We start from the raw sequence: 25,393 nt of genomic DNA, 5'->3' as shown, positions 1-25,393 counted from the left end.
AAGCCCTTGTGATCGCGTCCATGAGCCGATCCCAGACGCCCGCCTTCCGCCATCGGTTGAAGCGGTTGTAGATCGTGGTCGGCGGCCCGTAGCGCGCCGGCATGTCCGCCCACGGCGCGCCCGAGCGCAGGCACCAGAAGATGCCATTGAGCACCCGCCGGTCATCCACGCGAGGCACGCCCCGCGACTTGTTGGGAAGGTGAGGCCGGATCGCCTCCCATTCGAAATCCGTCAGATCGTAGCGGCCCATCGCAAAGCTCCCGAAAAGGAGCTTGAATCACAATTGCCACCGTCAGGGAACCCAGAGCCGTTTATGGGTTTACGGCCTATAAAATCCGCCTACCCAGATGAAGCCCTTGTATTGCATATCGCGGAGTTCGATGAAAAAAAGGGTACCTGCCGCTTAGTGGTTAAGCAGCAGTAAGGTACCCTTCATAGGCGCGTGCCGTTGGCCGAATCAGCTGTTCCGCCTTTGTCACTCCAGCGGCCGCGCCTCTTCCGGCAGCATGATCGGGATGCCGTCGCGGATCGGATAGGCGAGCTTGGCCTGCCGGCTGATCAGCTCCTGCCGCGCCGCATCGTATTCGAGTGTCGTCTTGGTCAAGGGGCAGACGAGGATCTCGAGCAGCTTCGGATCGACGCCGCTCGACATGCGTGTCGTGCTGTGCTGCGGGTTCTGCCCCTCGTTCCGGCCTTCGCTCATCGTTTTGCCTCGTGTCGACGCCTGTCACGGCCGAGCGAATCGCATGCGGCGCGGCTTATTGCAACGTCGTTTCGGACCCGCCGGCGATGCGTGCGAGCTCGATCTCTGTGATGGCGACCAGCGTCTCCGCCCGCGCCTTGAGATCGGGCGCCTCGAGAAGCGCCTGCTTCTCCTTGGGGCCGAAGGGGCTCATCATGGACAGGGCATTGACGAGCGCCTCGTTCGGCGCTCCCTCGATGCTCTTCCAGTCAATCTTGAGATCGTTGGCGGCGGCGAAGTCCCGGAGCGCGTGGATGAGGGCATCGCGGTCCACCGCCTCCTCCCCGGCGCGGGGCGTGAAGTCGATGGCGAAGGGGTCGTAGTCGACGCGCGCCTGGCGGTAGGGCGTCATGACGGTGAGCTCCTCGCGCACGCGAAAGCGCGCGATGCCGCTCAGCGTGATGAGGTAGCGCCCGTCGCCGGTCTCGGCCAGTTGGGTGATGCGCCCGGCGCAGCCCACCGCATAGAGCCGCGGCGTGCTCGTCTGCGCCGCTTCCTCGGCGTCGGGCTGGATCATGCCGATGATGCGCCGGCCGGCCAGCGCATCGTCGACCATGGCGAGGTAGCGCGGCTCGAAGATGTTGAGCGGAAGTTGTCCGCGCGGCAGCAGCAGCACACCCGAAAGGGGAAAGAGCGGAATGACGGCCGGCATCTCCGCCGGGCTGCGGTAGGTCGGGTTCATCACCATGCCGTCGTCTCCCGCCAGGCTGCCGGCTCCTGTCAGGCGAACAGGAGCGAGGACAGCCGCCTGCGCCCCGCAATCGTCATCTCGTCCATCGGTCCCCAGGCGTCGAAGAGCTGCACGAGCTGCCGGCGGGCGCCATCGTCGTTCCAGTTGCGGTCGCGGCGGACGATCTCGAGCAGATGGTCGAGCGCCGCCTCCCGCCGGCCGCGGGCGTTGAGCGCGAGGGCGAGGTCGAATCGTGCCTGGTGGTCGCGCGGATCAGCCTCGACGCGCGCCTCGAGCTCGGCGAGGTCGCCGAGCTCGGCCGTCTGCTCGGCAAGCTCGATGGCGGCCCGGCCGGCGGCAATCGCCGGGTCGTTCGCCTTGTCTGCCGGCGCCATGGCGAGGAAGCGCTTTGCCCCATCGATATCGCCGAGGGTGACATGCAGTCTGGCGAGGGCGCCGATGGCGACGGTGTTGGCCGGCTCCTGCGTCAGCACGGCGGCATAGATCTCGGCCGCGCCAGTGGCGTCGCCGGCCGCAAGCTTCGTCGCGGCTTCCTCGAGCATCACATCCGTCGCCGCCGGGCCGACGGGGCCTACGAGGCGTTCGATGAAGCCCTTCACCTGGCTCTCGGGCAGGGCGCCCATGAAGCCGTCCACCGGCTGGCCGCGCTGGAAGGCGATGACGGCGGGAATCGACTGGATGCCGAGCTGGCCGGGGATCTGCGGATGCTCGTCGATGTTGAGCTTGACGAGCTTGACCTTGCCCTTGGCTGCGGCCACCACCTTCTCGAGAACGGGGGTCAGCTGTTTGCACGGGCCGCACCAGGGCGCCCAGAAATCCACCAGCACCGGTTGGCGCATGGATTCGGTAATGACATCCTGCCGGAAGGCGGCGGTCGTCGTGTCCTTGATGGTGCCGGCATCGGCCACGGTGGGCTGTTCGTTCAACATTCAAACCTCTGTTTGTGACGAATGCGGATCGGGCCTTCCTGCCCGCGGCATGTTCAAGATGGGGCGGCGATGCGCGTCTGGCAATCGTCCGGGCGCATCCCGCCGGCAGGTTCGGGGCGCGATGCCGCCACGACGAGCGGCTCGTGGCCCGTGGCGCGCAGGAAGGCGACAAGGTCGTCGCGGCCGATGGTGCTCGTCATCGTGTTGATGAGCGGGTGGAAGTTCAGGCGCTCGTTCTCCAGCATGGCGGCGTCGAGCACGATGGTGACGGCGCCCTCCCGGTCGTTGAAGGCGCCGAAGGGCGTGACCGAGCCGGGCTCGACGCCAAGATGCTGCTTCAGGAGTTCGGCGCTGGCGAAGGAGAACTTGCCGCTCGCGCCGACCGCGGCCGGCAGCGCCTTGAGGTCGATCGCGGCGTCCTCGAGCGCGACGACGAGGAAGAGCCGCCCCTTCCTGTCCTTGAGGAACAGGTTCTTGGTGTGCCCGCCGGGAATGAGGCCGCGCAGCGCCCGCGACTCGGCGACCGTGAAGAGCGGCGGGTGCGTCGTCGTCACCGCCGTGATGCCGAGGTTGGCGAGAAAGGCGAAGAGATCGTCGGGCGTGGCAGACATGGCGCGGTTGTACCGGCCGGCCCGGCATGCGGCAAGAAGGAGAGCCCCGGCGGCCAACGGGGGCATCCCAAGCCCGTGCAGCCACCCCGCAGGCAGGACGCCCGGCCGCTCGGGCTCGCGTGCTGGCTGGCGACGGTCGGGACCAAGTCATCCACAGGCTGGATGGCGGTGCGCGCGGCATTTTTGTCGAGCATACCGAATTTGCCCCTTGCATTGTCCTGCAGTTTGCGGCATGTAGCCGACCTCGATGGCGCTGATCGCTGCCGGACATGGATGCGGGTGTAGCTCAGGGGTAGAGCACAACCTTGCCAAGGTTGGGGTCGAGGGTTCGAATCCCTTCGCCCGCTCCAGTTCATCTCAGAAATCCAGACGCTCGCAAGGGCGTTCCTTGCTCGCTGCCCTCGTTCGTGCCAGCGAAACGGCGCAGCCGCCTCGTGCCGCACCGCCGTCGGACGACGCCCGGTGCGGGCATCGCCGCCGGCCGGTGAACGACCTCGACCGGACTTTCCGCACAGCGGGTTCGCTCCCCGAACCAAAGCGATCACAATCACGGCGGAAGGCCTGACCTGCCAATGGACCCGCTTTCGCCCAGCGGCGTCCCGGCCCATTACGGCTCGTGCTTCGAACGGGCCCGCCCCTCAGAATGCAGTGTTGGAAGCGGCTTGCAGTTTTGGTTTCGCTTTCAGCATCAGCCAGCCGACGATGGCGAGATTGATGAGGTTCCAGGCGAGCCCGTTCAGGAAAGCCATGCGGTAGGATGCAAAGACATCGAAGATCAGCCCCGAGACATAGCCGCCAAAGGCCATGCCGGCGATGGTCGCCGACATGACGATACCGATGCGCATGCCGGCTTCCCTGGGTGGTAGGTAGTCGCGGATGATGACGGCATATATCGGCACAATGCCACCCTGGAACAGGCCGAAGATGCCTGTGACGATGTAGAGCGAACGCAGCCCGTCGAACCAGAGATAGAGGAATAGCGCGAGCCCCTGCATCAGCGAGCCGAGCGCCAGGGTCGCCGCGCCGCCGATTCGGTCCGCGACGAAGCCGGACCCGATTCGGCTGATGATGCCGAGGAAGAGCATTAGCGACAGCATTTCGGCGCCGCGCGCGACGCCATAACCCAGATCGCCGCAATAGGCGACGATATGAACCTGCGGCATCGCCATGGCGACACAGCAGCAGAAGCCGGCGAGCGCGAGCAGCCCCTGCAACCGGTTCGGCGACAGCCCGAGATCGCCCCGCGCGCCGGCGCTCGATATCTCGGCGGCCGCCAGCGTCTCGGCTGCGGGCCGCCTGCGGAAGAACGGCGCAAGTGGCAGCATCACGGCGAGCGCGACGATGCCGATGCCGATATGCGTAGCGCGCCAGCCGTGGCTTTGAAGCCCCCAGGTGATCACCTGCGGCCAGATCACACCGGCAAGATAGCTGCCGGAGGCCCCGAAAACGACCGCCAGCCCGCGATGCCGGCGAAACCAGTGCGACAGGTCGGCAATGAGCGGCGCGAACCCTGCGCCGCCACCAATGCCGATCAGCAGTCCATGCGCCAGAGCGAACTGCCATAGGCTGCCCGACAGTCCCGCCAGGATGTAGCCTGCCGCGAGCAGGATAGCCCCGCCCGTGATCGGCACGACGATCCCGTAACGATCGGCGATGCGGCCCATCACGATGTTGCCGAAGCCGAACCCGAGCATGACGCAGGTATAGGGCAGCGAGGCGCCGGCCCGCAGCGTACCGAACTCCGCCTGGACGGCGGGCAGCACCACGACGACCGACCAGGTGCCGACACAGGCAATGGTCCCGAGCAGGAGCGACAGCGCCAGCCGCAGCCAGGAATAGGCGGAATCCGGCGCATCGCGCTGTCCCTGGGGCGACATGTGTCCTCGATGGCCCTTCCGCGGAACGGCCCTGTCCGCGCGCCAATGATTAGGCGCCGGTCATCGGGCCGACAAGCGACTTTGCCGCAGCGGAGCACGGCGCCAGTCGCAGGGCAGCGTTCTCTAGCCGGGGCGACGGGTGGCGCCGTCGGCCAGCCGGGTGGGATTCGGGCCGGGCGACTTTTGTTCATGGAAGGCTGCGCAGCGAAGGACCGCGCTTGCCAATCGGCGCGTGCGGCGGCAGTCTCGGTGCGGCAGAGACGCTCGGCGGGGCAATCGACGGCCATTCTCTCTCGCCGGGCAACGGGCATGGGGCTCCGACATCATGATCATGGACGGTGGGATTGCCGATGGTGGCGCGATGAAGAAAACGGCTTTGACCGGGCTTTCGCCGGCGCTTCTCAACCGCCGGTCGTTTTTGATCGGCTCCGCCGTCGGCCTTGGTGGGCTCGGGCTGTCCGGTTGCATGACGTCCGATGGCATGAGCCTGGCCGAGGCGAAGCTGGCCTATGGGCCGGTGCCGGACGAGAAGTTTCCGATTCCGGCGGTTGATGTCAGCAAGGTCGATCCCAAGTTTTTCCGTCGGACCGTTCGTTACGAGACCCAGGAAGAGCCTGGCACGATAATCGTCGATCCCGGCAACTATTACGTCTACCGGATCGAGGGCGACGGACAAGCGACCCGCTATGGCGCCAATGTCGGCCGCCAGGGGTTCCTGTGGAGCGGCGACGCCTATGTCGGGCGCAAGGCCGAATGGCCGACCTGGACACCGCCCAGGGAGATGATCCGGCGCCAGCCCGAAGTGGCGAAGTATGCCGGCGGCATGCCGGGCGGCCTCGATAACCCGCTCGGTGCTCGCACGCTCTATCTCTATCAGAACGGCGCCTATACCCTCTATACGATCTACGCCAGCAGCGACCCGGAATCGATCGGCAATGGTGTCACGAGCGGCTGTGTCGGCCTGCTCAGCCAGGACATGATCCACCTCTACGAGCGCACGCCGCTCAAGACGAAGGTTGTCGTCCTGCCAGCATAGCGACGGGCGGCCATGTCTTCCAGGATCGCCGCAGCCAAGAGGCGTGTGCGGGGCCGTCGGGCAAACATGGCTGGGGCGTATCCGTCCTTCCTGCCGGGCATCCCATGTCGCCGGCACCTTTCTCTACGCGCCTGGTGGTGGCTGGTGCTCTTGCTCGCGCTCTTGCCGGGAGCCCTGTGCGTGCGATGCTGCCCGGCGTGCTGGCCATCGTCACCAAGCGCCAACTTGCCGGACGGTTTGTCGCGAGAACGCTCCTGCGGCCAGCTCGGAATCCACTTTGTCGAGTGTTACGCCAGGCAGACGGTTTGAGAACCGATTTTGCACTTGATTCCCGCGCGTCGAGGGCGTAGTGCGCGAGCGTCTGCAGCCGTTTGGCCGCAGACATGTCTTCCCGCAGAGAATGTCATGGACAGTTACCCTAGTTGTGGCGCCCGGTGGCGGGCGCCATTGCGGAATGAGGTGATCGCTCCCGGCCAGGGCCGGGTGAGCGGCGGCATTCGGACCTAAGGGTCGGCCCCGTTCACCTCCCGCCCCCTCGCCGAGGGGGATCGCAGGAGGTGAACGATGGAGACAATCATCTTCCTCTCGCATGCCCGCCGGCCGACACCGGACCGGCGGTTCGCCGGCCGCCGGGAGCGCCTGCCCGGTCCGCTTCCTTGTGCCCGTGCGCCGGCCCAGTCGCGGCCCGTTTCGCAGTTGGCGCGTCGCTACGGCGACTGGCCGGCTTGATGGCCGGTGGTCGTTGCACGAGGACGCAGCAGACGTCGACACCCGTCGTTGTATCAGGCGGCACGTCCGGATCACGATCCGCGGCGCGGCCCATCACAGGCCCGAGGCCGGCTGCCGTCCGGCGGCCTGACGGCATTCAGGAGACCGAACATGGAAGACGGATCTAGTCGCTTGGCCACGCGGCGCTCCAGCTTCGTGGCCCTCCCCCGCAAGACGACCCCGACAGCCCGCCGACGCGCGCGCCTGCCACCGCACTGATGGCCGGTCCCCCGTCGGCGGCGTCCCATCTGCCGACGGAGTTAAGACATGACCGCCATCATCACCGCCGCCGATTTCCGCGGCCATCTCGCCCATGACGACCGCGCCGCGATCAAGGCGGCGCTTGCCGATCGCCATGTCGCCGATATTGCTGCCGCTGCCGGTGAGCTTGATCCCCGCGACATCGCCAAGATCCTTCTTCTGCTGCCCGAGCGCCAGGCGGCCGAGGTCTTTGGCTATTTCGCGCCGGCCACGCAGGTCGCCATTGCGGACGAGTTGAGCCGCAGCGACCTCGCCCGGCTCGTGACCGCCATGTCGCACGACGAGCGTGCCGATCTGTTCAACCGCCTGACGCCGAGGCAGCAGCAGGCGCTCCTGCCCGGCATCGCCCACGCGGAGCGCGAGGACATCCGCCGGCTTGCTGCCTACCCCGAGGGCACGGCCGGCTCGCTCATGACCTCGGACTATGCCGTTCTGGCACCCGATCTCACCGCCCGCGAAGCGATCGACCGGCTGCGCAACGAAGCCCCGGACAAGGAGACGATCTACGAGGCCTACGTGGTCGATGGGGCCCGCCGCCTCGTCGGCGTCCTCTCCCTGCGCGACCTCCTGCTTGCCCGCGACGAGGTGCGCGTGGCCGACATCATGCGCAAGGGCGTGATCTTCGCCCACGTTCAGGACAAGCGCGACGAGGTGGCGCGGAAGATCGCCGACTATGACCTGCTGGCCCTGCCGATCGTCAACGGCGGCGATGCGCTCGTCGGCATCGTCACGGTGGACGATGCGATGGACGTGGCCGAGGCCCAGCGCGGTCGGCGCGTGGCCCAGTTCGGCGGCAACGCGGCGGTGGGGGGCGGCCCCGACCTCGATCTGCTGGCCTCGAGCTTCATGCAGATGTTCCGGGTGCGCGCCTTCTGGCTCGTCCTGCTGACCATCTTCGGCGTCATCACCAGCACCTTTGTCGCCGCGCAGGAGGAGATGCTCGATCGGGTGATCATCCTCGCGGCCTTCATCGCCCCCATCGTCGACATGGGCGGAAATACGGGTAGCCAGTCGGCTACCCTCGTCATCCGCGCCATGGCGATCGGCGACGTGAAGCTGCGTTGGCGCGACGTGTGGTTCGTGATCCGGCGCGAGATTCCGGTCGCCCTGGCGCTGGGCGTCGTGATCGCGGCGCTCGAGGCCGTGCTGGCCTTCTTCAGCAAGGGTGTGGGAGGCGATGTCCTCCTGGTCGTCGGCCTGTCCATGGCGATCTGCACCGTGCTGGGCGGCCTCATCGGCGCCCTGCTGCCCTTCGCCGCGCGCCGCATCGGCACCGATCCCGCGACGTTGAGCTCGCCCCTGATCACGTCGGTCATGGATTTGCTCGGCGTACTCATCTACTTCAGCCTCGCCTATGCCTTCCTTGGACACCTGCTGAACGCAGGATAGGAGAAGGCGGGAAGTCAACGTCGCCCGGCCGATAGCGGCGGCCCCGCTGGCCGGGCCGGCGTTCAGCCGTCGCTCCCCCTCCAGAAGCGCTCGCCGCGCATGAGAAGTCGGCCGTTGCGGGTCGCGATGCCGAGTTCGAGGCTCTCCGCGATGGTCTTCGCATGGGTCGTAAAGCGCGCGGCCGCGGCGGGCGGGCACAGGTCGCGCGCCGTCTCCTCGAACAGCGCCAGCCAGCGGTCGAAGTGGCGCGCATCGACCGGAAGCGGCAGGTGCTTCGCCATCGGCCGGCCGCTGTAGCGCCCGCTCTTCAGCGTCACCGAGGACCAGAAGGCGCAGATTTGCTGAAGATGCGGCTCCCAGTCGACGATATGGGCGGCAAAGACGGGCCCGAGGAGGTCGTCGTCGCGGACCTTGGCATAGAAGGCCCGCACCACACGCTCGATCATTGCCTCGTCGATGCCGGGTTCGCCGGCGCTGTCGCCGCCGTCGTGCGTGCGCCGCTCGGATTCCCGTCATGATTGTTCCGCGTCCATGGTCGACGGGCGGCACCATATCAACGGCCGTCCGTGCGCAGAAGCCTCTGCCCGCGACGGGTCATGGTGTCTCTTTGCCGCTGGTGTCCTTGCGGGGGCGGGGCTGCCGTTCCGCGTCGGGGCGCGGAAAATAGACGTGCCCGCCGGAAACGCGCGCATCCGCGATGCCGGCATGCACCGGCCTGAAGCACCAGGGGCAGCGCACGGCCGCGCGCGGCACGCTGCGGCTGCACGCATCACAGAACAACATTCGGGCACCAGTCGTCACGGCTCGACCTCCGTGCGCGCCAATGCGCGCGACAACACAGCGATGGTTCGGTGTGCGGGGGGCCCGGAGCGGGTGCGGCGTTCGTCTTCTCGTCAGGCGTTCGCGCTCCCGGTCCGGGTGACGACATGCGTCAGCCGGAGGTAGCGAATCGGATGTTTGCGCGCGCCGTAACACATGAGCCCTGACTGGACGACGATTGGGGCCATTTGGAGGATTCTTCGTGCCCGCCGGGCCGTTCGCGTGGCGGCATAGCCGCGCCTCGCCTTGTGCAAATCACGAGGCCCGGCGCCAATGCCGACGGAACGGGCTTGCCCGTGCCGCGGCGCCGGGCGAGAAACGGCGAGCCGTCGAACAGCGCGGCGAGAGATCGACCGGACGGTTGGCTGTGCGCGAGGGCGCCCGGCCGCCCGTCTCAGGCAGGGAGCATGAGTGTGGAGAAACTCGTCATCACGCTGGCTGGCATCAGCTTCGACGCGCGGCTCGAAACCGAGAAGGCACCGGCGACTTGCGCCGCCTTCCTGAAGCATCTGCCCTTCCGCAACAAGGCGATCCACGTGCGCTGGAGCGGCCAGGCGGTCTGGATCCCGCTCGGTGATCTCCAGTTCGGCGTCGGCTACGAGAACGCCACCTGCTATCCGGCGCCGGGCGAGGTCGTGCTCTATCCCGGCGGCGTGAGCGAGACGGAGATCCTGCTCGCCTACGGCCGCGTCGCCTTCGCCAGCATGGCCGGCCCCCTCGCCGGCAACCACTTCCTGACCATCACCAGCAACCTCGACAAGCTGTCCGAGCTCGGCACCAAGGTGCTGTGGGAGGGGGCGCAGGACATTTCCTTCGAGCGCGTCTGAGGGCGTCAGCCTTCCGTGCGGCCGCGGCCGAGGTAGAGCTCGGCCGCCCGCTCGTCGGCGAGCAGCGTCGTCGCCGCTCCCTCGAGCGCCACCTTGCCGCCGTCGAGGATGCAGCCGCGATCCGAGATGGCGAGCGCCTGGCGCGCGCGCTGTTCGACCATGAGCACGGTGACGCCGAGCGACGGCAGCCGGGCGATGAGCGAGAAGACGTCGGCCACGCGCGCCGGCGACAGCGCCGCCGTCGGTTCGTCGAGGATCATCAGCCTGGGCCGCGGCATCAGCGCGCGGGCGAAGGCGAGCTGCTGGCGCTCGCCGCCCGAGAGGCTGCCGGCGCGGGTGCGCCGCCGCTCCCCGAGCAGGGGAAACAGCGCGAACAGCTCCGCGATGCGTGCTTTATGGTCCTTCACGCCCTGCACCACCTGCAGGTTTTCCAGAATGCTGAGCGAGGGGAAGATGTTGGCGACCTGCGGCACGTAGCCGATGCCGAGGCCGATGCGGTCCTCCGCCGGCAGGCCGAGGATGTCGCGCCCGCCGATGCGCACGGCGCCCGAGACGCGCGGCAGGAGGCCGACGATCGCCTTGGCGAGGGTCGACTTGCCGGCGCCGTTGGTGCCGGCCACGGTCAGGATCTCGCCCTCGCTGAGGGAAAGATCGATGCCGTTGAGGATGTCGACCTCGGAATAGCCGCCCTTGAGGTTGTCGATGGCGAGGATGGTCACACTGCGCCTCCGAGATAGGCTTCGCGCACGCGCGCATCGGCGAGCACGGCGTCGGGCGCGCCCATGGTGAGGATACGGCCCTGGTCCATGACGTAGAGCTGCGGGGCGAGCCGCGTCAGCGCCTCGAGGTCGTGCTCGATAACGAGGAAGCCGATGCCCCGCCCGTTGAGCTCGCGGATGCGCTCCATGATCTCGCCGATGAGCACTGGATTGACACCGGCGAAGGGCTCGTCGAGGAGGATGAGCCGCGGCTTGACGAGGAGCGCCCGGCCGAGCTCGACGAGCTTCTTCTGTCCGCCCGAGAGCTTGCCCGCCGGCTCGTCGGCGACCCGCTCCAGCCGGAGAAAGCGGATGACCTCGCGGACCTCCTCGGCGAGCCTCTCTTCCTCCTCGCGCACCTTGCCGGCGCGGAGGAAAAGGCCGACGAGGCTCTCGCCGGTCTGGCCGGGTGCCGCTGCCATCATGTTCTCGCGCACGGTGAGATGGGCGAACTCGCGCGGCACCTGGAAGGTGCGCACGAGGCCGGTGCGGGCGCGCCCGGCGGGGTTCAGCCCGTCGAGGCTCCTGCCGTCGAACCCGATCGCGCCTTCGTCCGGCGGCATGAAGCCGGAGATGACCGAAAAGAGCGTCGACTTGCCGGCGCCGTTCGGGCCGATGAGGCCGACGAGGCCGCCCATGGGCACCTCGAGCGAGACGCCCGAGAGCGCCTTGAAGCCGCCGAAGGCCTTGGAGATATTGGTGACTTGGAGGCTCATCGCTTGGTGAAATCCCCCATGAGGCCCTGCGGGCGGTAGATGGTGAAGAGGACGAGGAGCAGCCCGACGACGCCGATGCGCAGCGAGGCCATCTCTACTTCCGAGACGCCCGGCACGATGTCGCGCAGGAAGCGCGAGCCTTCGAGGAAGAGCATCAGGAGGCCGGTGCCGACGATGGCGCCCGAAACGCGCCCGACGCCGCCGATGATGATGGCCATCCACACGTAGAAGGTGACGAGCGGGATGAACTGGTCCGGCACGATGTAGGTGATGTAGTGGGCGTAGAAGGCCCCGGCGATGCCGGCCAGCGCCGAGCCGAGGATCAGCACCTGGATCTTGAAGCCGGCCGGATCCTTGCCGAGCGCTTGCAGCGCCTCCTCGTTGTCGCGGATGGCCTCGATGACGCGGCCGAACGGGCTCGCGACGATGCGGCGCATGGCGTAGATCGCGGCGAGCGTGACGGCGAGGATGAGGCCCATGACGGCGAGCTGCGCGCCGATGCCCACCGAGATGGTCTCGAACAGACGCGGAATGCCGGGGATGCCCTGCACGCCGTTGGTGAGCCATTTCTCGCTGGTGATGACGAGGCGCACCGTTTCCGAGAAGCCGAGGGTGACGATGGCGAAATAGTCGTCGCGCAGCCTGAGCGAGATGAGGCCGATGGGCCAGGCCGCGAGGCCCGCCGTCACCGCCGCGGCGGGGATGGTGAGCGCGAGCGGCAGGCCCTGCAGCGAGAGGAGGGCGGAGGTGTAGGCGCCGATGGCGAAGAAGCCCACATGGCCGAAGTTGATGAGGCCGGTCAGCCCGTATTGCAGGGTCAGCCCCAGCGACAGGAGCATGTAGATGAGCGCGATGATCGCGATCGCCGCGAGATAGGCGTCCATCAGCGTACTCCCTCGATGCGTCCGAAGAGGCCGCGCGGCCGCACCAGGAGCACGGCGAGCAGCACGACGAAGGACAAGGCGATCTTGTAGGTGAAGCCGACGAAGGGCGTCGACACCTCCTGCGCCACGCCGAGGACGAGCCCGGCGACGACCGCACCAACCGGGCTGCCGATGCCGCCGAGGATGGTGGCGGCGAAGATCGGCAGCAGCATCTCCCAGCCGACCTCCGGCGAGACGATGGTCTTGATTCCGAGCATCATGCCGCCGACCGCCGAGACGCCACCGGCGATGAGCCACATGGCCGTCATTACCCGCTCGGGGCGGATGCCGGAAACGCGGGCGAGGTCCCGGTTGTCCGCCACGGCGCGCATCTGCCGGCCAATGGGCGTGAGATAGAGGATGGCGAAGACGGCGGCGAGCGCGACGACGGCGACGGTCGCCAGCTGTAGGTCGAGCGGGTTGATGGCGAGCCCGGCGATGCGGATCGGCCGCGACAGGGGCACGTTGAACACCTGCTGCTGGTGGCCGAAGGCGACGCCGAGCCCGGCCCTGATCATGAAGCCGATGCCGATGGAGGCAACGAGCAGCGACACCACCGAGCGCCCGGCAAGGCGCTTGAAGACGGTGAGATAGGCGACAAGCGCCAGCACCGCCGCACCACCAACGGCTGCGATGCTGCCGAGCGCGAGCGAGCCGCTGGCCTTGTGGACCGTGAGCGCCGTGTAGGCACCGAAGGTCATGGTGTCGCCCGTCGCCGCATTGGGGAAGCGGGCGATGCCGAAGACGAGGGTGAGCGCCAGTGCGCCGAGGCCGACCACGAGCCCCTGGACGAGGCCGTTGACAGCAAGTTGAGCGTAGAACAAGGGACCATCCCGCCCGGTTGAACGACGGCGCTGACCGGCTTGAACCGGCCGCGGCGCCGATAGCAAATCTCGTGCCCACCCCCGCCGTCATGCCCGCGCTCGTCGCGGGCATCCACGCCTTGACAGTCAGGCAACGTCAAAGGCGTGGATGGCCGGGACAAGCCCGGCCATGACGCCGCTAAGAAGGCAGCGTCGCCGAGAACCACCTCAGATCTTGACGACGTAGCGGCGGTTGAGCTTGCCACCCTCGATGAAATAGGCGCCGAAATCGGGCGTGACGTCGCCGTGCTGATCGAAGTCGAGCACCGAGGAGGCGCCCTCGTAGTTGATCTTGCCGGCCTTGAGCGCCTCCTTGCCCTCGGCGAAGGATGAGACCTGCTTGCCGTCCGGGTTGCCGACCTCGCGCAGCTTTGCGACGACCGCGGCCATGTCGGAGGTGCCGGCGGCCTCGATGGCGAGCGCCAGCACCGTCATCATGTCCCACGTCATCGCGGCATAGACGTTGTTGGTGCCGGCCTGGCCCATCGCCTTCTGGTAGGCCGCATCATAGGCCTTGAACGCTTCGGCGCCCTCGTTGGAGACGGAATCGACCGAGATGATGCCCTCCGTCACCTCGGCGCCGAGCGCCTCGACGAGCTGCGGGTTCGCCGCCCAGCCGGGGATGATCCACTTGACCGGTTGGCCGGTCTGGAACCATTCGCGCAGGATGATGGTGGTGTCGGCGATGTAGGAGCCGGTGACGATGACGTCCGGGTTCGCCGCCAGCACCTTCATCAGCTCGGAGCGATAGCTCGCCTGGTTCGGCTCGTAGACGACGCTCTCGACCACCTCGCCGCCCTTGGCCTTCCACGCCTTGGTGAAGCCCTCCGTATTGCCGATGCCGGAGGCGTTGTTGAAGGCCATGGTGGCCGGGCGCTTGAAGCCTTCCTTCTCGCAGATCTCGGCGAAGGCGCGGCCGAAGCGGTCGTTGGTGGCCTGGAAGCGGAAGCCGAGGCCCTTGGCATTGGCCGGCGGCACGGACAGCGCCGGCGCGCCCGAGCAGTGCATCAGCGGAATGCCGGCATCGTTCGTCAACGGGATGACGGCGAGCGACACGCCCGAGGACCAAGTGCCCAGGATGGCCTGCACCTTGTTGACCTCGATGAGCTTCTTGGCCGCGAGCACGGCCGCCTGCGGGTTGGTCTGCGTGTCCTCGGCGACGATCTCGATCTTGCGCCCGCCGGCGCCGCCGGCGGCGTTCACCGCCTCGGCGGCGGCGACGATCATCTTCTGCATGCCGGAGCCGTAGGGCCCGCCGACACCCGTGACGGGGCAGAGCGCACCGATGCGGATCGCGTCGGCGCCCTGGGCGCGGACGATGGAAGGAGCGGCGACAAGCGCCGCACCGGCGGCGACGGAGCCCAAAAATTCGCGTCTGGTCGTCTTCATGGCTTGTCCTCTGGATTCTTCGGTTCTTGCGTTATGCGTCGAGCGTGTTCTTGACGAAGCGCCCTTCCTTCATGATGGCGGGCATCGACCGGCCCTGGCCCGTCAGCAGGGCAAGGTCGTCGAGCGGGTTGCCGTCGACGACGATGAGATCCGCATAGGCCCCGGGTGCGATGCAGCCGATCTTGCCGTCCATGCCGCAGAGCCGCGCCGCATCCAGCGTGGCCGAGCGGATGACGTCCATCGCCGGCAGCACGCGGCCGCGGATGACGAATTCCTCGGACTGGTGGCGGTGCATGGCGCCGAGCAGGTCGGAGCCATAGACCATCGTGACGCCGGCCGAATGGAGAATCTCGAGCGAGCGCAGGCCTGCAAGCCGCACGTCGTCGATCTTGGCGACCGAACTCTCGGGCAGGCCGTAGTTTGCGCCTTCGCTCTTCAGTGCCTCGTAGGTGACGAGCGTCGGGCAGGCGAAGGCGCCCTTCTCGGCCATCAGCTTCGCCGTCTCGGCCGTGACGAGGTTGGCGTGCTCGACGGAGTGCACGCCGCATTCGACGCCCCGGCGGATGGCCTCGTCCGTGTAGAGATGGGCCGCGACATAGGTCTGGGCGTTCTGCGCCTCCTCCACGATGGCCGTCACCTCCTCGCGCGAGAAGCCCATGAAGGCGATGGGGTCGGTGGGCGAGGCGACGCCACCGTTGGCCATGATCTTGATGAACTGTGCGCCGGCCTTGATCTCTTCGCGGGCGGCGAGGCGCACTTCGCTCAACCCGTCGCAGATGCGGCCGAGGGAACCGAGCTTGCGGTCGAAGGCGTGGCGGTCGCGCACGTCGTAGCGGCCGCGGAAGTCGCAGTGGCCGCCTGTCTGTGACAGGGCCTTGCCGCAGATGACGAGGCGCGGCCCCTCGAAGAGCCCTTCTTCCACCGCCTGCTGCAGGCCGAAATCGGCGCCGCCGACGTCGCGCACGGTGGTGAAGCCGCGCATCAGCATGCCGCGCATGATGACGGAGGCATGGGCGGCAACGAGTGAGTCGGGCAGGAGCGCGTTGCGGCCGAGATTCGCCTCGGAGGCAATGACGTGGACGTGGCAATCGATCAGGCCCGGCATCAGCACCTTGCCGGCGAGGTCGATGACCCGGGCGTCCTTCGCCCGGAGTGGCGCGTCGCTGACCTCGCGAATGTGCCCGTCCTCCACCAGGACGTTGACGCCCTCGCGCGGCACGGCGCTCGCGCCGTCGACGATGCTGGCGTTCTGGAAGATGGTGATGCTCATGGTGCTCCCTGGCCTGCGGCTGCGCCCGCCGGGTTCGGCGGTGCCTCCTGTTCTCAGCTTTTCGGGGTCGTCCCCGCGCGTTCAGATGCGACTGCGGCGATGCCTTCCGCGGCCTGGTCCGTCTCGCCACCGGGGCGGAACTCACGCTTGACCTGGCGCTTCCAGAAGGCGAGCAGCTCGCGGAAATAGGCCGGATCGTCCTTGACCGGTGTCTGGGCGATCATGCCGCGGATGAGGCACATCGAGGCGTTCATGAGGACGAGCGCATGGTCGACGTCGACGCCCGCCTGGCCGGCGAGCTCGGCCCAGACGGCATTGAGTCCGGCATGGAATTCCTTGACGACGGGTACGATGGCCGCGCGGAAATCGCCGTTGTGCCGGGCCTCCGGCAGGTATTCCATCGTCACATAGAACAGGCGGTCGTTCATTATCTGCCAGAGGAAGTCGACGATCTCGTCCGTCGAGCCGCCAGACCGGCGGATGTCCGCCGCCATCTCGTGCAGCGAGGCCGTGCTCTGACGCAGCATGTGCGCCACGGCGGCGACGATGATCTCTTCCTTGGAACTGAAATGATGCGTAAGCGCGCCGCGCGACACGCCAGCGCGCTCGGCGATGTCGGTCGTCGACATGCGGTAGAGCCCGCGGTCATGCAGGAGGTCGATGGTCGCCTCGAGCAGGCGCGCCACCGTGTCGGCGCTGCGCTCCTGCTGGGTCCGTCGCTGTTGGCGCTGGCTCATGCTTCCCCCTTTTGGTCACAAGGATGAATCGCTTGAAAGAAACCGTCAATCCTGTTTGTACAAGCGGGTCTGTTTTTTTTGTTGCGCTTGGGTCGCGCTCGCGCTCTTCAGTTGCGGCGGTGCGGGATGACTTTGCAGCGCCCGCATGGCACAGCCGGAACCCCAGGCGGGGGGAGGCGAAGCGCAGGAGGCGCGGGTGACGGCAAGGCCGATCGTGATGTTTCCGGATTGGCGCCTGCGCGAGTCTGCCGCGCCCGTCGTCGCGTTCGACGAAGCGCTGCATCAGCTGGCGCAGGATCTCCTTCAGACCATGCAGGCCGCGCCGGGCATCGGCATCGCGGCGCCGCACGTGGGCGTTCTCCTGCGCGTCGTCGTCATCGAACTGCCCGGCGGCACGGGGCCGCGCTTCTATGTCAATCCGCTTGTCGAATGGGCTTCGGCCGAGACGGCGCGCCACGCCGAGGGCAGTGTCTCGATGCCGGGCGTGAGCGAACAAGTGGAGCGTCCGGCGCGCGTGCGCGTGCGTTTCCAGACGCTCGAAGGGGTGGAAGGGGTCGAGGAGGCCGACGGTCTGCTGGCCGTGTGCCTGCAGCATGAGATCGACCAGCTCGACGGCCTGTTCTGGATCAGCCGGTTGTCGCGCCTCAAGCGCGAGCGTGTCTTGCGCCGCTACGAGAAGCTGCGGTGGACGGCCTGAGAAGGCGGCCCTGCCGCGGCCTCACGGCTCCGATGGCGTCCGCAGCCGTGCGAGGGCATGCCGGAAGCTGTCGCTGACGGCGAATTGCGGATCTGCATAGCGCGCATCGGGTGACGCAGGTGTGTGGATCGTTACGGCCGTACCCTGGGGGAGGGCGAGTTGCAGCGTCAGGCCGTAATGACCGCCTGTTTCCGACGTCCGGACGACGATCCGGCAGGTGGCGAGGAGGCCGATCGCCTGCTGCAGATGGTCGATCTCCTGCAGGATGGCGGCCAGGATCGGGCGACTCGATGCCATGCCGTCAAAATCGATCTCGACATGCGTATCCACTGGCAATCCGTGCATTGACCCGCTTTCTGGTACGATCACTATCGGCTGGGCAAGCGCCCGCCTTGCGGCAGGTCAAATCCGACCGACGGCAGGCGTGTCGCCGGGCTTCAACTCAAATTGAACGGTGCCTGCTGCCGAGCGCTCGGCGGCAAGGTGACGAGAGGCGGCAAAGTGGTTCAATCTCGGCTAAGAAGTGCTCGAAACGCCTCCGCCATCGGGACAGTCCGCATGAATCGCTTGTTCGCCCTTGCCGTGGCAGCGGGCCTGTCCGCGACGGCCACCTTCCTGTCCCGGCCCGCCGGCGCGGAAGCCGAGCGTGACTGGCAGGAGACGGTGGCGGCCGCGCGCGGAGAAACCGTGCACTTCAATGCCTGGGCGGGCGATCCGCAGACCAACGCCTTCATCGCCTGGGTCGGCGACCTCGCGAAGGAGCGCTACGGCATCAATGTCCGGCACGTGAAGCTCGCCGACACCGCCGAGGCCGTGACCCGCGTCGTGACGGAAAAGGCGGCAGGCCGCGATAAGGGTGGCAGCGTCGACCTCATCTGGATCAACGGTCCCAATTTCCTGTCCATGAAGGAGAAGGGTCTGCTCTTCGGCCCCTTCGCCGAGACGCTGCCCAACTGGCGCCATGTCGACAGGACGAAGCCGTCGAACCTCACGGATTTCACAATCCCCGTCGAAGGCTACGCCGCGCCCTGGCGGCTGGCGCAGATCGTCTTCCTCTACGATTCGGCCCGCACGCCGCTCGCGACCCTGCCGAAGACGATCCCGGCCTTACTCGACTGGGCGAAGGCCCATCCCGGCCGGCTGACGCATCCCCACCCGCGCGATTTCCTGGGCGCCACTTTCCTCAAACAGGCGCTCGTCGAGCTCACCGCCGATCCGGCCATGTTGCAGCAGCCGGCGAGCGACGCGACCTTTGCTACGGTCACGGCGCCGCTCTGGCCCTGGTACGACGCCCTGCGCCCGCACCTGTGGCGCGGTGGCGAGGACTTTCCGGCAACCGGCACGGCGCAGTTCGCGATGCTCGCCGACGGCGAGATCGCCCTCGCCATCTCCTTCAACCCGGCCGACGCCGCCGTCGGCATCAGGAAGGGCACCTTGCCGGAAACGGCGCGCGTCTACGTGCTCGAAGGCGGCACCATCGGCAACACGAGCTTCGTCGCCATTCCCTTCAACGCCGCGCACAAGACGGCGGCGATGGTGGTCGCGGACCTTCTGATGTCGCCCGAGGTGCAGGCGCGGGCGCAGGATCCGTCCGCCCTCGGCGCCGTTACTGTGCTCGACCTCGCCGGCCTCTCCGAGGCCGAGCGCGCCCGCTTCGCGCCGCCTCCCGATGCGGTCGGCCTGCCGACCAATGCCGAACTCGGCACCCCGCTTCCCGAGCCGCATCCGAGCTGGATGACGCGCCTCGTCGCGGAGTGGGAGCGGCGTTATACGCGTTGAGGCGGCGATGCTGCTGCGCCTTGCCCCGGCCGCCACGCTCGCCGTTCTCGCCGGGCCGGTCGTGCTGGGGCTTGCCTTCACGCTGCTGCCGGCCTTCGGCTTCCTGCCGGCTCTCGGCGGCGCGACCTTCTCGCTCGACGGCTGGCGCATGCTCTTCGCTGCCCCCGGCTTCGCCAGCGCGCTCGCGCTGACCTTCGGGACGGGACTCGCAACGACGCTCTTGGCCCTGATCCTCGCCGCCGGTCTCTGTGCCGCCGCGGCGCACCGGCCCGGCATGGCGCGGCTGCGGCGCCTCATCATGCCGCTCCTTGCCAGCCCGCCGAGCGGCGTTGCGCTAGGCTTCGCCTTCCTCGCCATGCCGAGCGGCTGGCTGGTGCGCCTCCTCTCGCCCTGGGCGACGGGCTGGCAGGTGCCGCCGGCGGAGCCCGTGACGGTCGGCGATCCGCTTGGCGCCAGCCTCGTCGCCGCCCTCCTCCTCAAGGAGGTGCCCTACCTCGCCCTGATGCTCTTCGCCGCCTCGGCCACGGTGCCGGTCGAGCGGCTGACCGCGGCCGCGCGCGCGCTCGGCCGCGGCCAGGCGACGGCCTGGGCGACGGTGGTCTTCCCGCAGCTCTACCGGCAGGTGCGCCTGCCGGTCTTCGCCGTTCTCGCCTTCTCCATGTCGGTCGTCGACGTCGCTATCATCGTCGGGCCGGGCAACCCGCCGCCGCTCGCCGTCCTCGCCACGCGCTGGTTCAAGGGCTACGACCTCGCCCTCTATTATCCGGCGGCCGCGGCTGCGACGCTGCAGTTCCTGCTCGTCGTCCTCGCCATCCTCCTGTGGCTCGCATGTGAGCGACCCATCGCCGCCCTCCACCGCCGGTGGCTCGCCCGCGGCTCGCGCTCGCGCGCGCCAGGCGCGGCGGCCGAGGTCGCAGGAGCCCTTGCCGGTCTCCTGATCGTGCTCGGGCTCCTGTCGCTCCTCGCGATGCTCGTCTGGTCCTTCGCCGGTTCGTGGCGCTTTCCCGCCGCGCTGCCGGACCATTGGCAACTCGCGCTCTGGCGGGACGAGGCCGGCGGGGCCGCTGCGCTTGCCGGCACCAGCGCCGGCATCGGCCTAGCCGCAGTCGCCATCGCCCTCGTCCTGACGCTGGCCTGCCTCGAGAACGAGCAGCGCCACGGGCTGCATCCGGGGGTGGCGGTGCTGTGGCTGATCTATCTGCCGCTCATCGTGCCGCAGATCGCCTTTCTCTTCGGGGTGCAGGTGCTGCTCATCCACGCCGGCCTCGACGGCACGCCCGCCGCCGTGGTCTGGGCCCATCTCGTCTTCGTGCTGCCCTTCGTCTTCCTGTCGCTGGCCGATGCCTACCGTGCGCTCGATCCGCGCTATGCCATGACCGCGGCGGCCATGGGAGCCGGCCGGTGGCGGGTCTTTCTCGTCGTGAAGCTGCCGCTGCTCGCGCGGCCCATCCTCGTCGCCGCGGCCGTCGGCTTCGCCGTCTCGATCGCGCAATACCTGCCCACGCTCTTTGCCGGCGCCGGCCGGGTGGCGACGCTGACGACCGAGGCGGTCACGCTCTCCTCCGGGGGCGACCGACGCATCCTCGGCCTCGTCGCCGTGCTGCAGACGGCCCTGCCGCTCGCGGCCTACGGTCTCGCGCTCGCCGTGCCGTTCCTTGTCTTCCGCCGCTTCAGGGGCATGGCATGAGCGGCGATCCCGCGGCGGCCGGGGCGCTCGTGCTCGCGGGCGTCTCCATCGCCTCGCGCGATGGACGGAATCTGGTCGATCGGCTCGATCTCACTGTCCTGCCCGGCATGGTGGCGACGGTGATGGGGCCGAGCGGCATCGGCAAGTCGACCTTGCTCGCCTATGTCGCAGGTTTCATCGACAGGCGCGCCTTTGCCGCCGAGGGGCAGGTGATGATCGGGCACGAGCGCATCGATGCCCAGCCCGCCGAGGCGCGGCATGTCGGCATCCTGTTCCAGGACCCGGTGCTCTTCCCGCATCTGAGCGTCGCCGGCAACCTCTTGTTCGGCCTGCCGCGCGGGCGCTGGCGCAGCCGCGCCGAGCGCCGTGGAAAGGTTTCGGAGGCGCTGGAACAGGCCGGGCTCGCCGGCTTCGAGGATCGCGATCCCGCGACGCTGTCGGGCGGGCAGAAGGCGCGGGTCAGCCTCCTGCGCACCCTGCTAGCCGAGCCGCGCGCCCTGCTGCTGGATGAACCCTTCGGCAAGCTCGACGCCGCGTTGCGCGCGGATATCCGCGCCTTCGTCTTTGCCCATGCGCGCGAGCGCGGCCTGCCGGCCCTGCTCGTCACGCATGATGCCGAGGATGCGGAGGCGGCCGGCGGGCCGGTCGTCGCGCTCGCGGGCCCGGGCGTCAGGCTGCCTTCCGGTTGAAGATGGAGTCGTGGCTGGCGCCGATGACGGCCGCATCACCGACCGCGATCGGCACGAGCGGCGGGCGCACGTTGAGCCAGGCCGCATCGCCCGTGCGGTGGGCGACGAGCGCCTTCACTGCCGGCGTGACCGGATATCGGAGCACGAGTTCGACGAGCTGGTTGATGGCCTCGTTCGGCTCGGCCTTATCGATCAGCCGGGCGAGCTTGTCCGGGCAGACGTTGGCGAGGCCCGAGATCGCGCCCTCGCCGCCGAGTGCCACGCCCCGGGCGAGATAGCGCTCGTCGCCGATGAGGATGACGAGGTCCTTGTGCGTGGCGAGGAGCGCCTCGGTATAGGCCCAGTCACCGGAGGAATCCTTGACGCCCATGACGACGCCCGGGAAGGCCGCCTTCAGCCGCCCGACCAGCGCCACCGACAGGGGCACCGCGGTGACCGAAGGGATATTGTAGAGAATCACGTTGCGCGCTGCGGCGCCGAGCTTGCCGAAGAAGGCGGCGAACCAGGCGAAGAGTCCGTCGTCGCTCACGCCCTTGAAGTAGAAGGGCGGTGGCACGAGCAGGGCCTTGCAGCCGGCGTCGAGGGCAAGCCGCGCCTGGTCGAGCGCCTCGTGGAGCGAGGTGGCGGCGAGCCCGCCGACGATCCGGTCCCCGGGGATGCCGGCACCGAGCAATGCGCCGAGGATCTGCTGCCGGCCGGCGAGCCCGACGGAGGGACCCTCACCGGTGGTGCCGAAGACCGTGACGCTGCTGCAGCCATTGGCGAGGCACCACTGGGCATGGGCGGCAAGGCGCGGCAGGTCGATGGCGCCGTCCGCATGGAACGGCAGGGTCATGGCGGCGGACAGGCCGAAACGGTCGCGCGTGGCGGACAAGACGAAGATCCTCGGTCGAGAGAGCGGGCCGACGGCCCAAGCGGGAACGGGCTAACATGTTACATATTCCAGGTTGACTGGCAAGTATGTGCGACGCCCTTCTGGCAGGGCTTCGAGTGCGGAGGTTCGAGCGGCGCGCCAGTTACGGCCCGGGCGTGACGGGTCGCAGGAAGGTGCGCTCCTCCGCGTGGATGAACCGCCCCTCCTCGGCCATGCGAAAGTTCGCCGCGCCGCCCGCGTCGGCCCTGAGCCGTGCCCGATAGGCCTCGTAGGCGGCGAGGCTCTCGAAGGAGATGAGGCCCCACGCGATGTTGTTGATGCCCTCATGCGGCAGGAAATAGCCGACGAGATCGCCGCCGCAGACGGGAATGATGTCGAGCCAGTTGCGGGCATAGGCTTCGAAGGCATCACGCTTGTAGGGATCGATCCAGTAGCGGATGGAGACGGTGACGGTCATGGCGGGGCTCCTGTCTTCATGCATCGTCTGGTCCCCACCATGGGCGGCGCCGGTGCACCGATGTTACGGTCACCTCCGAAACATGATGCAGCCGGATCTGGCAGGCTGGTGCGGCAGGAAGGGAGACTGCGGATGGTTTCGACGGCGGCCTTTGCCGAGATTGCGACGCTTGCGGGGGAGCCTGCGCGGGCGGCGATGCTCCAAGCGCTGATGGACGGGCGGGCGATGACAGCGGGAGAGCTGGCCCGGGCCGGCGGCGTGACGCCGCAGACGGCGAGCGGCCATCTCGCCCGACTGACCGAGGCCGGCCTTGTCGCTGTCGAAAAGCAGGGCCGTCACCGCTATCATCGCCTTGCCTCGCGCGCCGTCGCGCAGATGATGGAGGGCATCATGCAGGTTGCCGCGACACGGGCCGTCCCCGGCCACAGGCTGACCGTCGGGCCGCGCGACGCGGCGCTGCGGCGTGCCCGCACCTGCTACGACCATCTCGCCGGCCGGCTCGGCGTCGCCCTTGCCGATATGCTGGTCGAGGCCGGACACGCCGAGATCGAGCCCGAGGCTGCCACCCTGATGCCGAGCGGCGTCGACCTGCTCGCGAGCCTCGGCATCGATCTCGCAGGCCGGACGGCCGGGCGCCGCGCCCGCGTTCTCTGCCGGCCCTGCCTCGACTGGAGCGAGCGCCGCCCGCATCTGGCCGGTGCCGTTGGCGCGGCGTTGTGCAGCCACTGTTTCGCAGAGGGCTGGATCCGCCGCATCGAGGGCAGCCGCGCCGTTGCCGTCACGCGCAAGGGTGAGGAGGCCCTGCGCCGGCACTTCGGAATCGTCGTCACCTGAGGATGTCGGTGGCGCGATGGTCGTCGCCGACCGTATCGACGAGGAAAGCGGCGCCGTCCGCATGCTCCGTGCGCAGCGGCAGGATGGCCTGGTAGGCTGGCGAGCGGTACCATGCCCGGGCGCTCTCCCGGTCGGGAAAGGCAATGATAACAAGGTCGCCCTCGAAGGCGCCTTCGAGCGGCTCCACAGGCTCGCCGTGCAGGACGAAGCGGCCGCCAAAGGGCGCGATCGTCGCATCGATCTTTTCGAGATACGCGATGATGGCGGGTCCCATGGTGACGGAGCGCAGATGGGCGATGGCAAAGGTTGTCATGTTTTTCTCCTCCGATGGGGCGTGATGTTCAGGCCGGCGACAGGCCGATGTCGCGGCGCAAGCCGAGCCATTGCGCCACCGCGAAGCCGCCGACGACCGCGGCCTGGAGGAGCACGAAGGCGGTGCCCAGCGCGGTTGGCGCCACCCAGCCGCTGATGAGGATGGCAAGGCTCTCGATGACCCACAGGACGTTGATGGCGACGATGGCGAGCACGGCGCCGCGAGCGATGCGCTCGCGCGTGCCGACGAAGGCGACGCAGAGCCCGTAGGGCACGAGGAACAGCCCGGCATAACGCAGCAGCGGCTCTGGCAGGCCGAGAAGCCCGTCGAGGAGTCCGGCTCCGGCGGCCATCGCAAGGCCGGTCGCGGCGCTCGCCGCCGCATCGCCGAGAAGCGCAAGGCGCAGGAAGAACAGGGGGCGCTTGGTGGTCATGGGGTTTCTCCGTGGCGTCGTGTTGTCGAACGCTGAGGAGGATTTCGCTTGCTCGGCGGCGTGCCAATTAAGCGGCAGGTAATTGGCAAGCAGCGCCGGGGCATTATCGTCGGGCCATGACCAGGCCCTTCATCACCACCGCCCGCACGGTCGGCGACCACATCCGCGAATGGCGGCAGCACCGCCGGCTCAGCCAGCTCGCCTTCGCTCTCGACGTCGAAATCTCCCAGAAGCACCTGAGCTTCATCGAGAGCGGCCGCTCGGTGCCGAGTCGGGCGATGATCCTGCGGCTTGCCGAGCGCCTTGACGTGCCCCTGCGCGCGCGGAACCTGATGCTCCTGGCCGCCGGCTACGCGCCCGTCTATCCCGAGCGGCGCCTCGACGATCCGGCGCTTGCGCCGGCCCGTCGGGCCATCGACCTCGTGCTCGAGGGCCATGCGCCCTTTCCTGCGCTGGCGCTCGACCGGCATTGGACCATGGTGGCCGCCAATGCGGCTGTGCCGCCGCTCATGGCCCTCGTCGCAGACGAGGCGTTGAAGCAGCCACCCGTCAACGTGCTGCGCCTCAGCCTGCATCCGGCGGGGCTCGCGCCACACATCCTCAACCTCGCCGAATGGCGGGCCCATCTCCTCGACCGGCTGCGTCATCAGATCGAGGTGACGGCCGATCCCGCCCTCATGGCGCTGATGGAAGAACTGAAGGCTTTTCCGGCGCCCGAGGAAGGCGAGGAGGTCAAGCACCTTGCGGGCATCGAGGATTTCGGCGGCGTCCTCGTGCCGCTGCGCCTGGCGATGCCGGGCGGCCCATTGTCCTTCTTCTCCACCACCACCGTGTTTGGCACGCCGGTCGACATTACCCTCGCGGAACTCGCGATCGAGGCCTTTTTCCCCGCCGACGAGGCGACCGCCGCCGCGCTCGGCGCAGCGATAGCACCGCGCTCTTGATCTGCACATGCACGGCCGCTCGAAGGCGTCGTTCGAGACGCGGGGGATGCGCGCGGCTGCAGGGAAGTGCCGGCGGTGCT

At 68.4% G+C, this 25,393-nt stretch carries 28 protein-coding genes and 1 tRNA gene; 10 read left to right on the top strand and 19 right to left on the bottom strand.

All coding sequences use genetic code 11. The features are described 5' to 3' along the window. The 5 genes from ASC46_RS13980 to ASC46_RS13960 all read right to left on the bottom strand — a co-directional run. Positions 1–250 (bottom strand): IS5 family transposase (locus ASC46_RS13980; protein WP_055459897.1); only part of this gene is annotated, 250 nt, incomplete at its 3' end. A gap of 225 nt (positions 251–475) precedes the next feature. Continuing rightward, on the bottom strand, positions 476–652 hold the full coding sequence (locus tag ASC46_RS13975) for a Trm112 family protein (RefSeq protein ID WP_072249507.1): 177 nt from the start codon (positions 650–652) through the stop codon (positions 476–478). Between the two features lie 106 nt (positions 653–758). Then, positions 759–1,430 (bottom strand): LON peptidase substrate-binding domain-containing protein, encoded by a 672-nt coding sequence (locus tag ASC46_RS13970; protein WP_055459895.1) that lies wholly within the window; start codon positions 1,428–1,430, stop codon positions 759–761. Between the two features lie 32 nt (positions 1,431–1,462). Next, positions 1,463–2,362: a thioredoxin gene (gene trxA, locus ASC46_RS13965; RefSeq protein ID WP_055459894.1), complete on the bottom strand. Its 900-nt coding sequence runs from the start codon at positions 2,360–2,362 to the stop codon at positions 1,463–1,465. Positions 2,363–2,415: 53 nt separating this feature from the next. Further along, entirely contained in the window at positions 2,416–2,973 is a 558-nt protein-coding gene (locus ASC46_RS13960) for a prolyl-tRNA synthetase associated domain-containing protein (RefSeq protein WP_055459937.1), read from the bottom strand. A gap of 275 nt (positions 2,974–3,248) precedes the next feature. Here ASC46_RS13960 and ASC46_RS13955 point away from each other — a divergent pair. Further along, a tRNA-Gly gene (locus ASC46_RS13955) sits at positions 3,249–3,323 on the top strand. Between the two features lie 288 nt (positions 3,324–3,611). On the opposite strand, the gene ASC46_RS13950 is transcribed toward ASC46_RS13955, so the two are convergent. Continuing rightward, a complete protein-coding gene (locus tag ASC46_RS13950) occupies positions 3,612–4,850 on the bottom strand; it encodes an MFS transporter (RefSeq protein ID WP_055459893.1) in 1,239 nt (412 codons plus the stop codon). A 325-nt stretch (positions 4,851–5,175) separates the two neighbouring features. Between ASC46_RS13950 and ASC46_RS13945 the strand changes: the two genes are divergently transcribed. Next, positions 5,176–5,886, top strand: a complete 711-nt coding sequence (locus tag ASC46_RS13945) for a L,D-transpeptidase (protein WP_055459892.1) — start codon at positions 5,176–5,178, stop codon at positions 5,884–5,886. Between the two features lie 1,035 nt (positions 5,887–6,921). Further along, a complete protein-coding gene (gene mgtE / locus ASC46_RS13940) occupies positions 6,922–8,304 on the top strand; it encodes a magnesium transporter (RefSeq protein ID WP_055459891.1) in 1,383 nt (460 codons plus the stop codon). 62 nt (positions 8,305–8,366) lie between these two features. Here the strand turns inward: mgtE and ASC46_RS13935 are convergent, their stop codons facing one another. Then, on the bottom strand, positions 8,367–8,750 hold the full coding sequence (locus ASC46_RS13935; RefSeq protein ID WP_082464844.1) for a group III truncated hemoglobin: 384 nt from the start codon (positions 8,748–8,750) through the stop codon (positions 8,367–8,369). A 780-nt stretch (positions 8,751–9,530) separates the two neighbouring features. Between ASC46_RS13935 and ASC46_RS13930 the strand changes: the two genes are divergently transcribed. Next, positions 9,531–9,950: a DUF3830 family protein gene (locus ASC46_RS13930; RefSeq protein ID WP_055459889.1), complete on the top strand. Its 420-nt coding sequence runs from the start codon at positions 9,531–9,533 to the stop codon at positions 9,948–9,950. Positions 9,951–9,955: 5 nt separating this feature from the next. Here ASC46_RS13930 and ASC46_RS13925 read toward each other — a convergent pair whose 3' ends face one another. The 7 genes from ASC46_RS13925 to ASC46_RS13895 form a co-directional block, all read right to left on the bottom strand. Further along, positions 9,956–10,669 carry an ABC transporter ATP-binding protein gene (locus ASC46_RS13925; protein WP_055459888.1) on the bottom strand — a complete coding sequence of 238 codons (714 nt, stop codon included), beginning with the start codon at positions 10,667–10,669 and terminating at the stop codon, positions 9,956–9,958. After that, a complete protein-coding gene (locus tag ASC46_RS13920) occupies positions 10,666–11,424 on the bottom strand; it encodes an ABC transporter ATP-binding protein (protein ID WP_055459887.1) in 759 nt (252 codons plus the stop codon). Before ASC46_RS13920 ends, ASC46_RS13925 begins: the two co-directional genes overlap by 4 nt. Beyond that, positions 11,421–12,308, bottom strand: a complete 888-nt coding sequence (locus ASC46_RS13915; protein WP_055459886.1) for a branched-chain amino acid ABC transporter permease — start codon at positions 12,306–12,308, stop codon at positions 11,421–11,423. Before ASC46_RS13915 ends, ASC46_RS13920 begins: the two co-directional genes overlap by 4 nt. Beyond that, complete coding sequence (locus tag ASC46_RS13910) at positions 12,308–13,171, bottom strand: branched-chain amino acid ABC transporter permease (protein ID WP_055459885.1); 864 nt, start codon at positions 13,169–13,171, stop codon at positions 12,308–12,310. Before ASC46_RS13910 ends, ASC46_RS13915 begins: the two co-directional genes overlap by 1 nt. A 207-nt stretch (positions 13,172–13,378) precedes the next feature. Further along, positions 13,379–14,599, bottom strand: a complete 1,221-nt coding sequence (locus tag ASC46_RS13905) for an ABC transporter substrate-binding protein (RefSeq protein ID WP_055459884.1) — start codon at positions 14,597–14,599, stop codon at positions 13,379–13,381. A 31-nt stretch (positions 14,600–14,630) separates the two neighbouring features. Continuing rightward, positions 14,631–15,869: a metal-dependent hydrolase family protein gene (locus ASC46_RS13900; RefSeq protein WP_055459883.1), complete on the bottom strand. Its 1,239-nt coding sequence runs from the start codon at positions 15,867–15,869 to the stop codon at positions 14,631–14,633. 53 nt (positions 15,870–15,922) lie between these two features. Next, positions 15,923–16,606 (bottom strand): TetR/AcrR family transcriptional regulator, encoded by a 684-nt coding sequence (locus tag ASC46_RS13895; RefSeq protein WP_055459882.1) that lies wholly within the window; start codon positions 16,604–16,606, stop codon positions 15,923–15,925. Between the two features lie 196 nt (positions 16,607–16,802). On the opposite strand from ASC46_RS13895, the gene ASC46_RS13890 reads away from it, so the two are divergent. Beyond that, positions 16,803–17,303, top strand: a complete 501-nt coding sequence (locus ASC46_RS13890; protein ID WP_055459936.1) for a peptide deformylase — start codon at positions 16,803–16,805, stop codon at positions 17,301–17,303. Positions 17,304–17,324: 21 nt separating this feature from the next. Here ASC46_RS13890 and ASC46_RS13885 read toward each other — a convergent pair whose 3' ends face one another. Further along, positions 17,325–17,672 carry a hypothetical protein gene (locus tag ASC46_RS13885; protein ID WP_141659687.1) on the bottom strand — a complete coding sequence of 116 codons (348 nt, stop codon included), beginning with the start codon at positions 17,670–17,672 and terminating at the stop codon, positions 17,325–17,327. Positions 17,673–17,861: 189 nt separating this feature from the next. Here ASC46_RS13885 and ASC46_RS13880 point away from each other — a divergent pair, with 189 nt between their 5' ends. Genes ASC46_RS13880 through ASC46_RS13870 form a run of 3 tightly spaced genes read left to right on the top strand, consistent with a single transcriptional unit; the run spans position 17,862 to position 21,458 of the window. Continuing rightward, positions 17,862–19,082: an ABC transporter substrate-binding protein gene (locus ASC46_RS13880; RefSeq protein WP_082464842.1), complete on the top strand. Its 1,221-nt coding sequence runs from the start codon at positions 17,862–17,864 to the stop codon at positions 19,080–19,082. Between the two features lie 7 nt (positions 19,083–19,089). Then, positions 19,090–20,769: an ABC transporter permease gene (locus ASC46_RS13875; protein ID WP_055459880.1), complete on the top strand. Its 1,680-nt coding sequence runs from the start codon at positions 19,090–19,092 to the stop codon at positions 20,767–20,769. Further along, on the top strand, positions 20,766–21,458 hold the full coding sequence (locus ASC46_RS13870; RefSeq protein ID WP_055459879.1) for an ATP-binding cassette domain-containing protein: 693 nt from the start codon (positions 20,766–20,768) through the stop codon (positions 21,456–21,458). The genes ASC46_RS13875 and ASC46_RS13870 overlap by 4 nt, the downstream gene beginning before the upstream one ends. Here the strand turns inward: ASC46_RS13870 and ASC46_RS13865 are convergent. Together ASC46_RS13865 and ASC46_RS13860 are read right to left on the bottom strand one after the other, a co-directional pair. Beyond that, on the bottom strand, positions 21,439–22,332 hold the full coding sequence (locus ASC46_RS13865; RefSeq protein WP_096335379.1) for a dihydrodipicolinate synthase family protein: 894 nt from the start codon (positions 22,330–22,332) through the stop codon (positions 21,439–21,441). The two genes, ASC46_RS13870 and ASC46_RS13865, sit on opposite strands and share 20 nt — an antisense overlap. Before the next feature lie 142 nt (positions 22,333–22,474). Further along, complete coding sequence (locus tag ASC46_RS13860; protein WP_055459878.1) at positions 22,475–22,789, bottom strand: NIPSNAP family protein; 315 nt, start codon at positions 22,787–22,789, stop codon at positions 22,475–22,477. Positions 22,790–22,921: 132 nt separating this feature from the next. Here ASC46_RS13860 and ASC46_RS13855 point away from each other — a divergent pair, with 132 nt between their 5' ends. After that, entirely contained in the window at positions 22,922–23,623 is a 702-nt protein-coding gene (locus ASC46_RS13855) for an ArsR/SmtB family transcription factor (RefSeq protein WP_055459877.1), read from the top strand. Here ASC46_RS13855 and ASC46_RS13850 read toward each other — a convergent pair. Next, a complete protein-coding gene (locus ASC46_RS13850; protein WP_055459876.1) occupies positions 23,616–23,936 on the bottom strand; it encodes a DUF1330 domain-containing protein in 321 nt (106 codons plus the stop codon). The two genes, ASC46_RS13855 and ASC46_RS13850, sit on opposite strands and share 8 nt — an antisense overlap. Positions 23,937–23,964: 28 nt before the next feature. Continuing rightward, a complete protein-coding gene (locus tag ASC46_RS13845; protein ID WP_055459875.1) occupies positions 23,965–24,369 on the bottom strand; it encodes a hypothetical protein in 405 nt (134 codons plus the stop codon). Positions 24,370–24,485: 116 nt separating this feature from the next. On the opposite strand from ASC46_RS13845, the gene ASC46_RS13840 reads away from it, so the two are divergent. Further along, positions 24,486–25,313, top strand: a complete 828-nt coding sequence (locus ASC46_RS13840; RefSeq protein WP_055459874.1) for a helix-turn-helix domain-containing protein — start codon at positions 24,486–24,488, stop codon at positions 25,311–25,313. The last annotated feature ends 80 nt before the right edge of the window (positions 25,314–25,393 follow it).

Source organism: Chelatococcus sambhunathii (assembly GCF_001418005.1).
GTDB classification, from domain to species: domain Bacteria; phylum Pseudomonadota; class Alphaproteobacteria; order Rhizobiales; family Beijerinckiaceae; genus Chelatococcus_A; species Chelatococcus_A sambhunathii.
The sequence above is the reverse complement of the archived record's forward strand: the minus strand, read 5'-3'. Positions and strand labels throughout refer to the sequence as shown.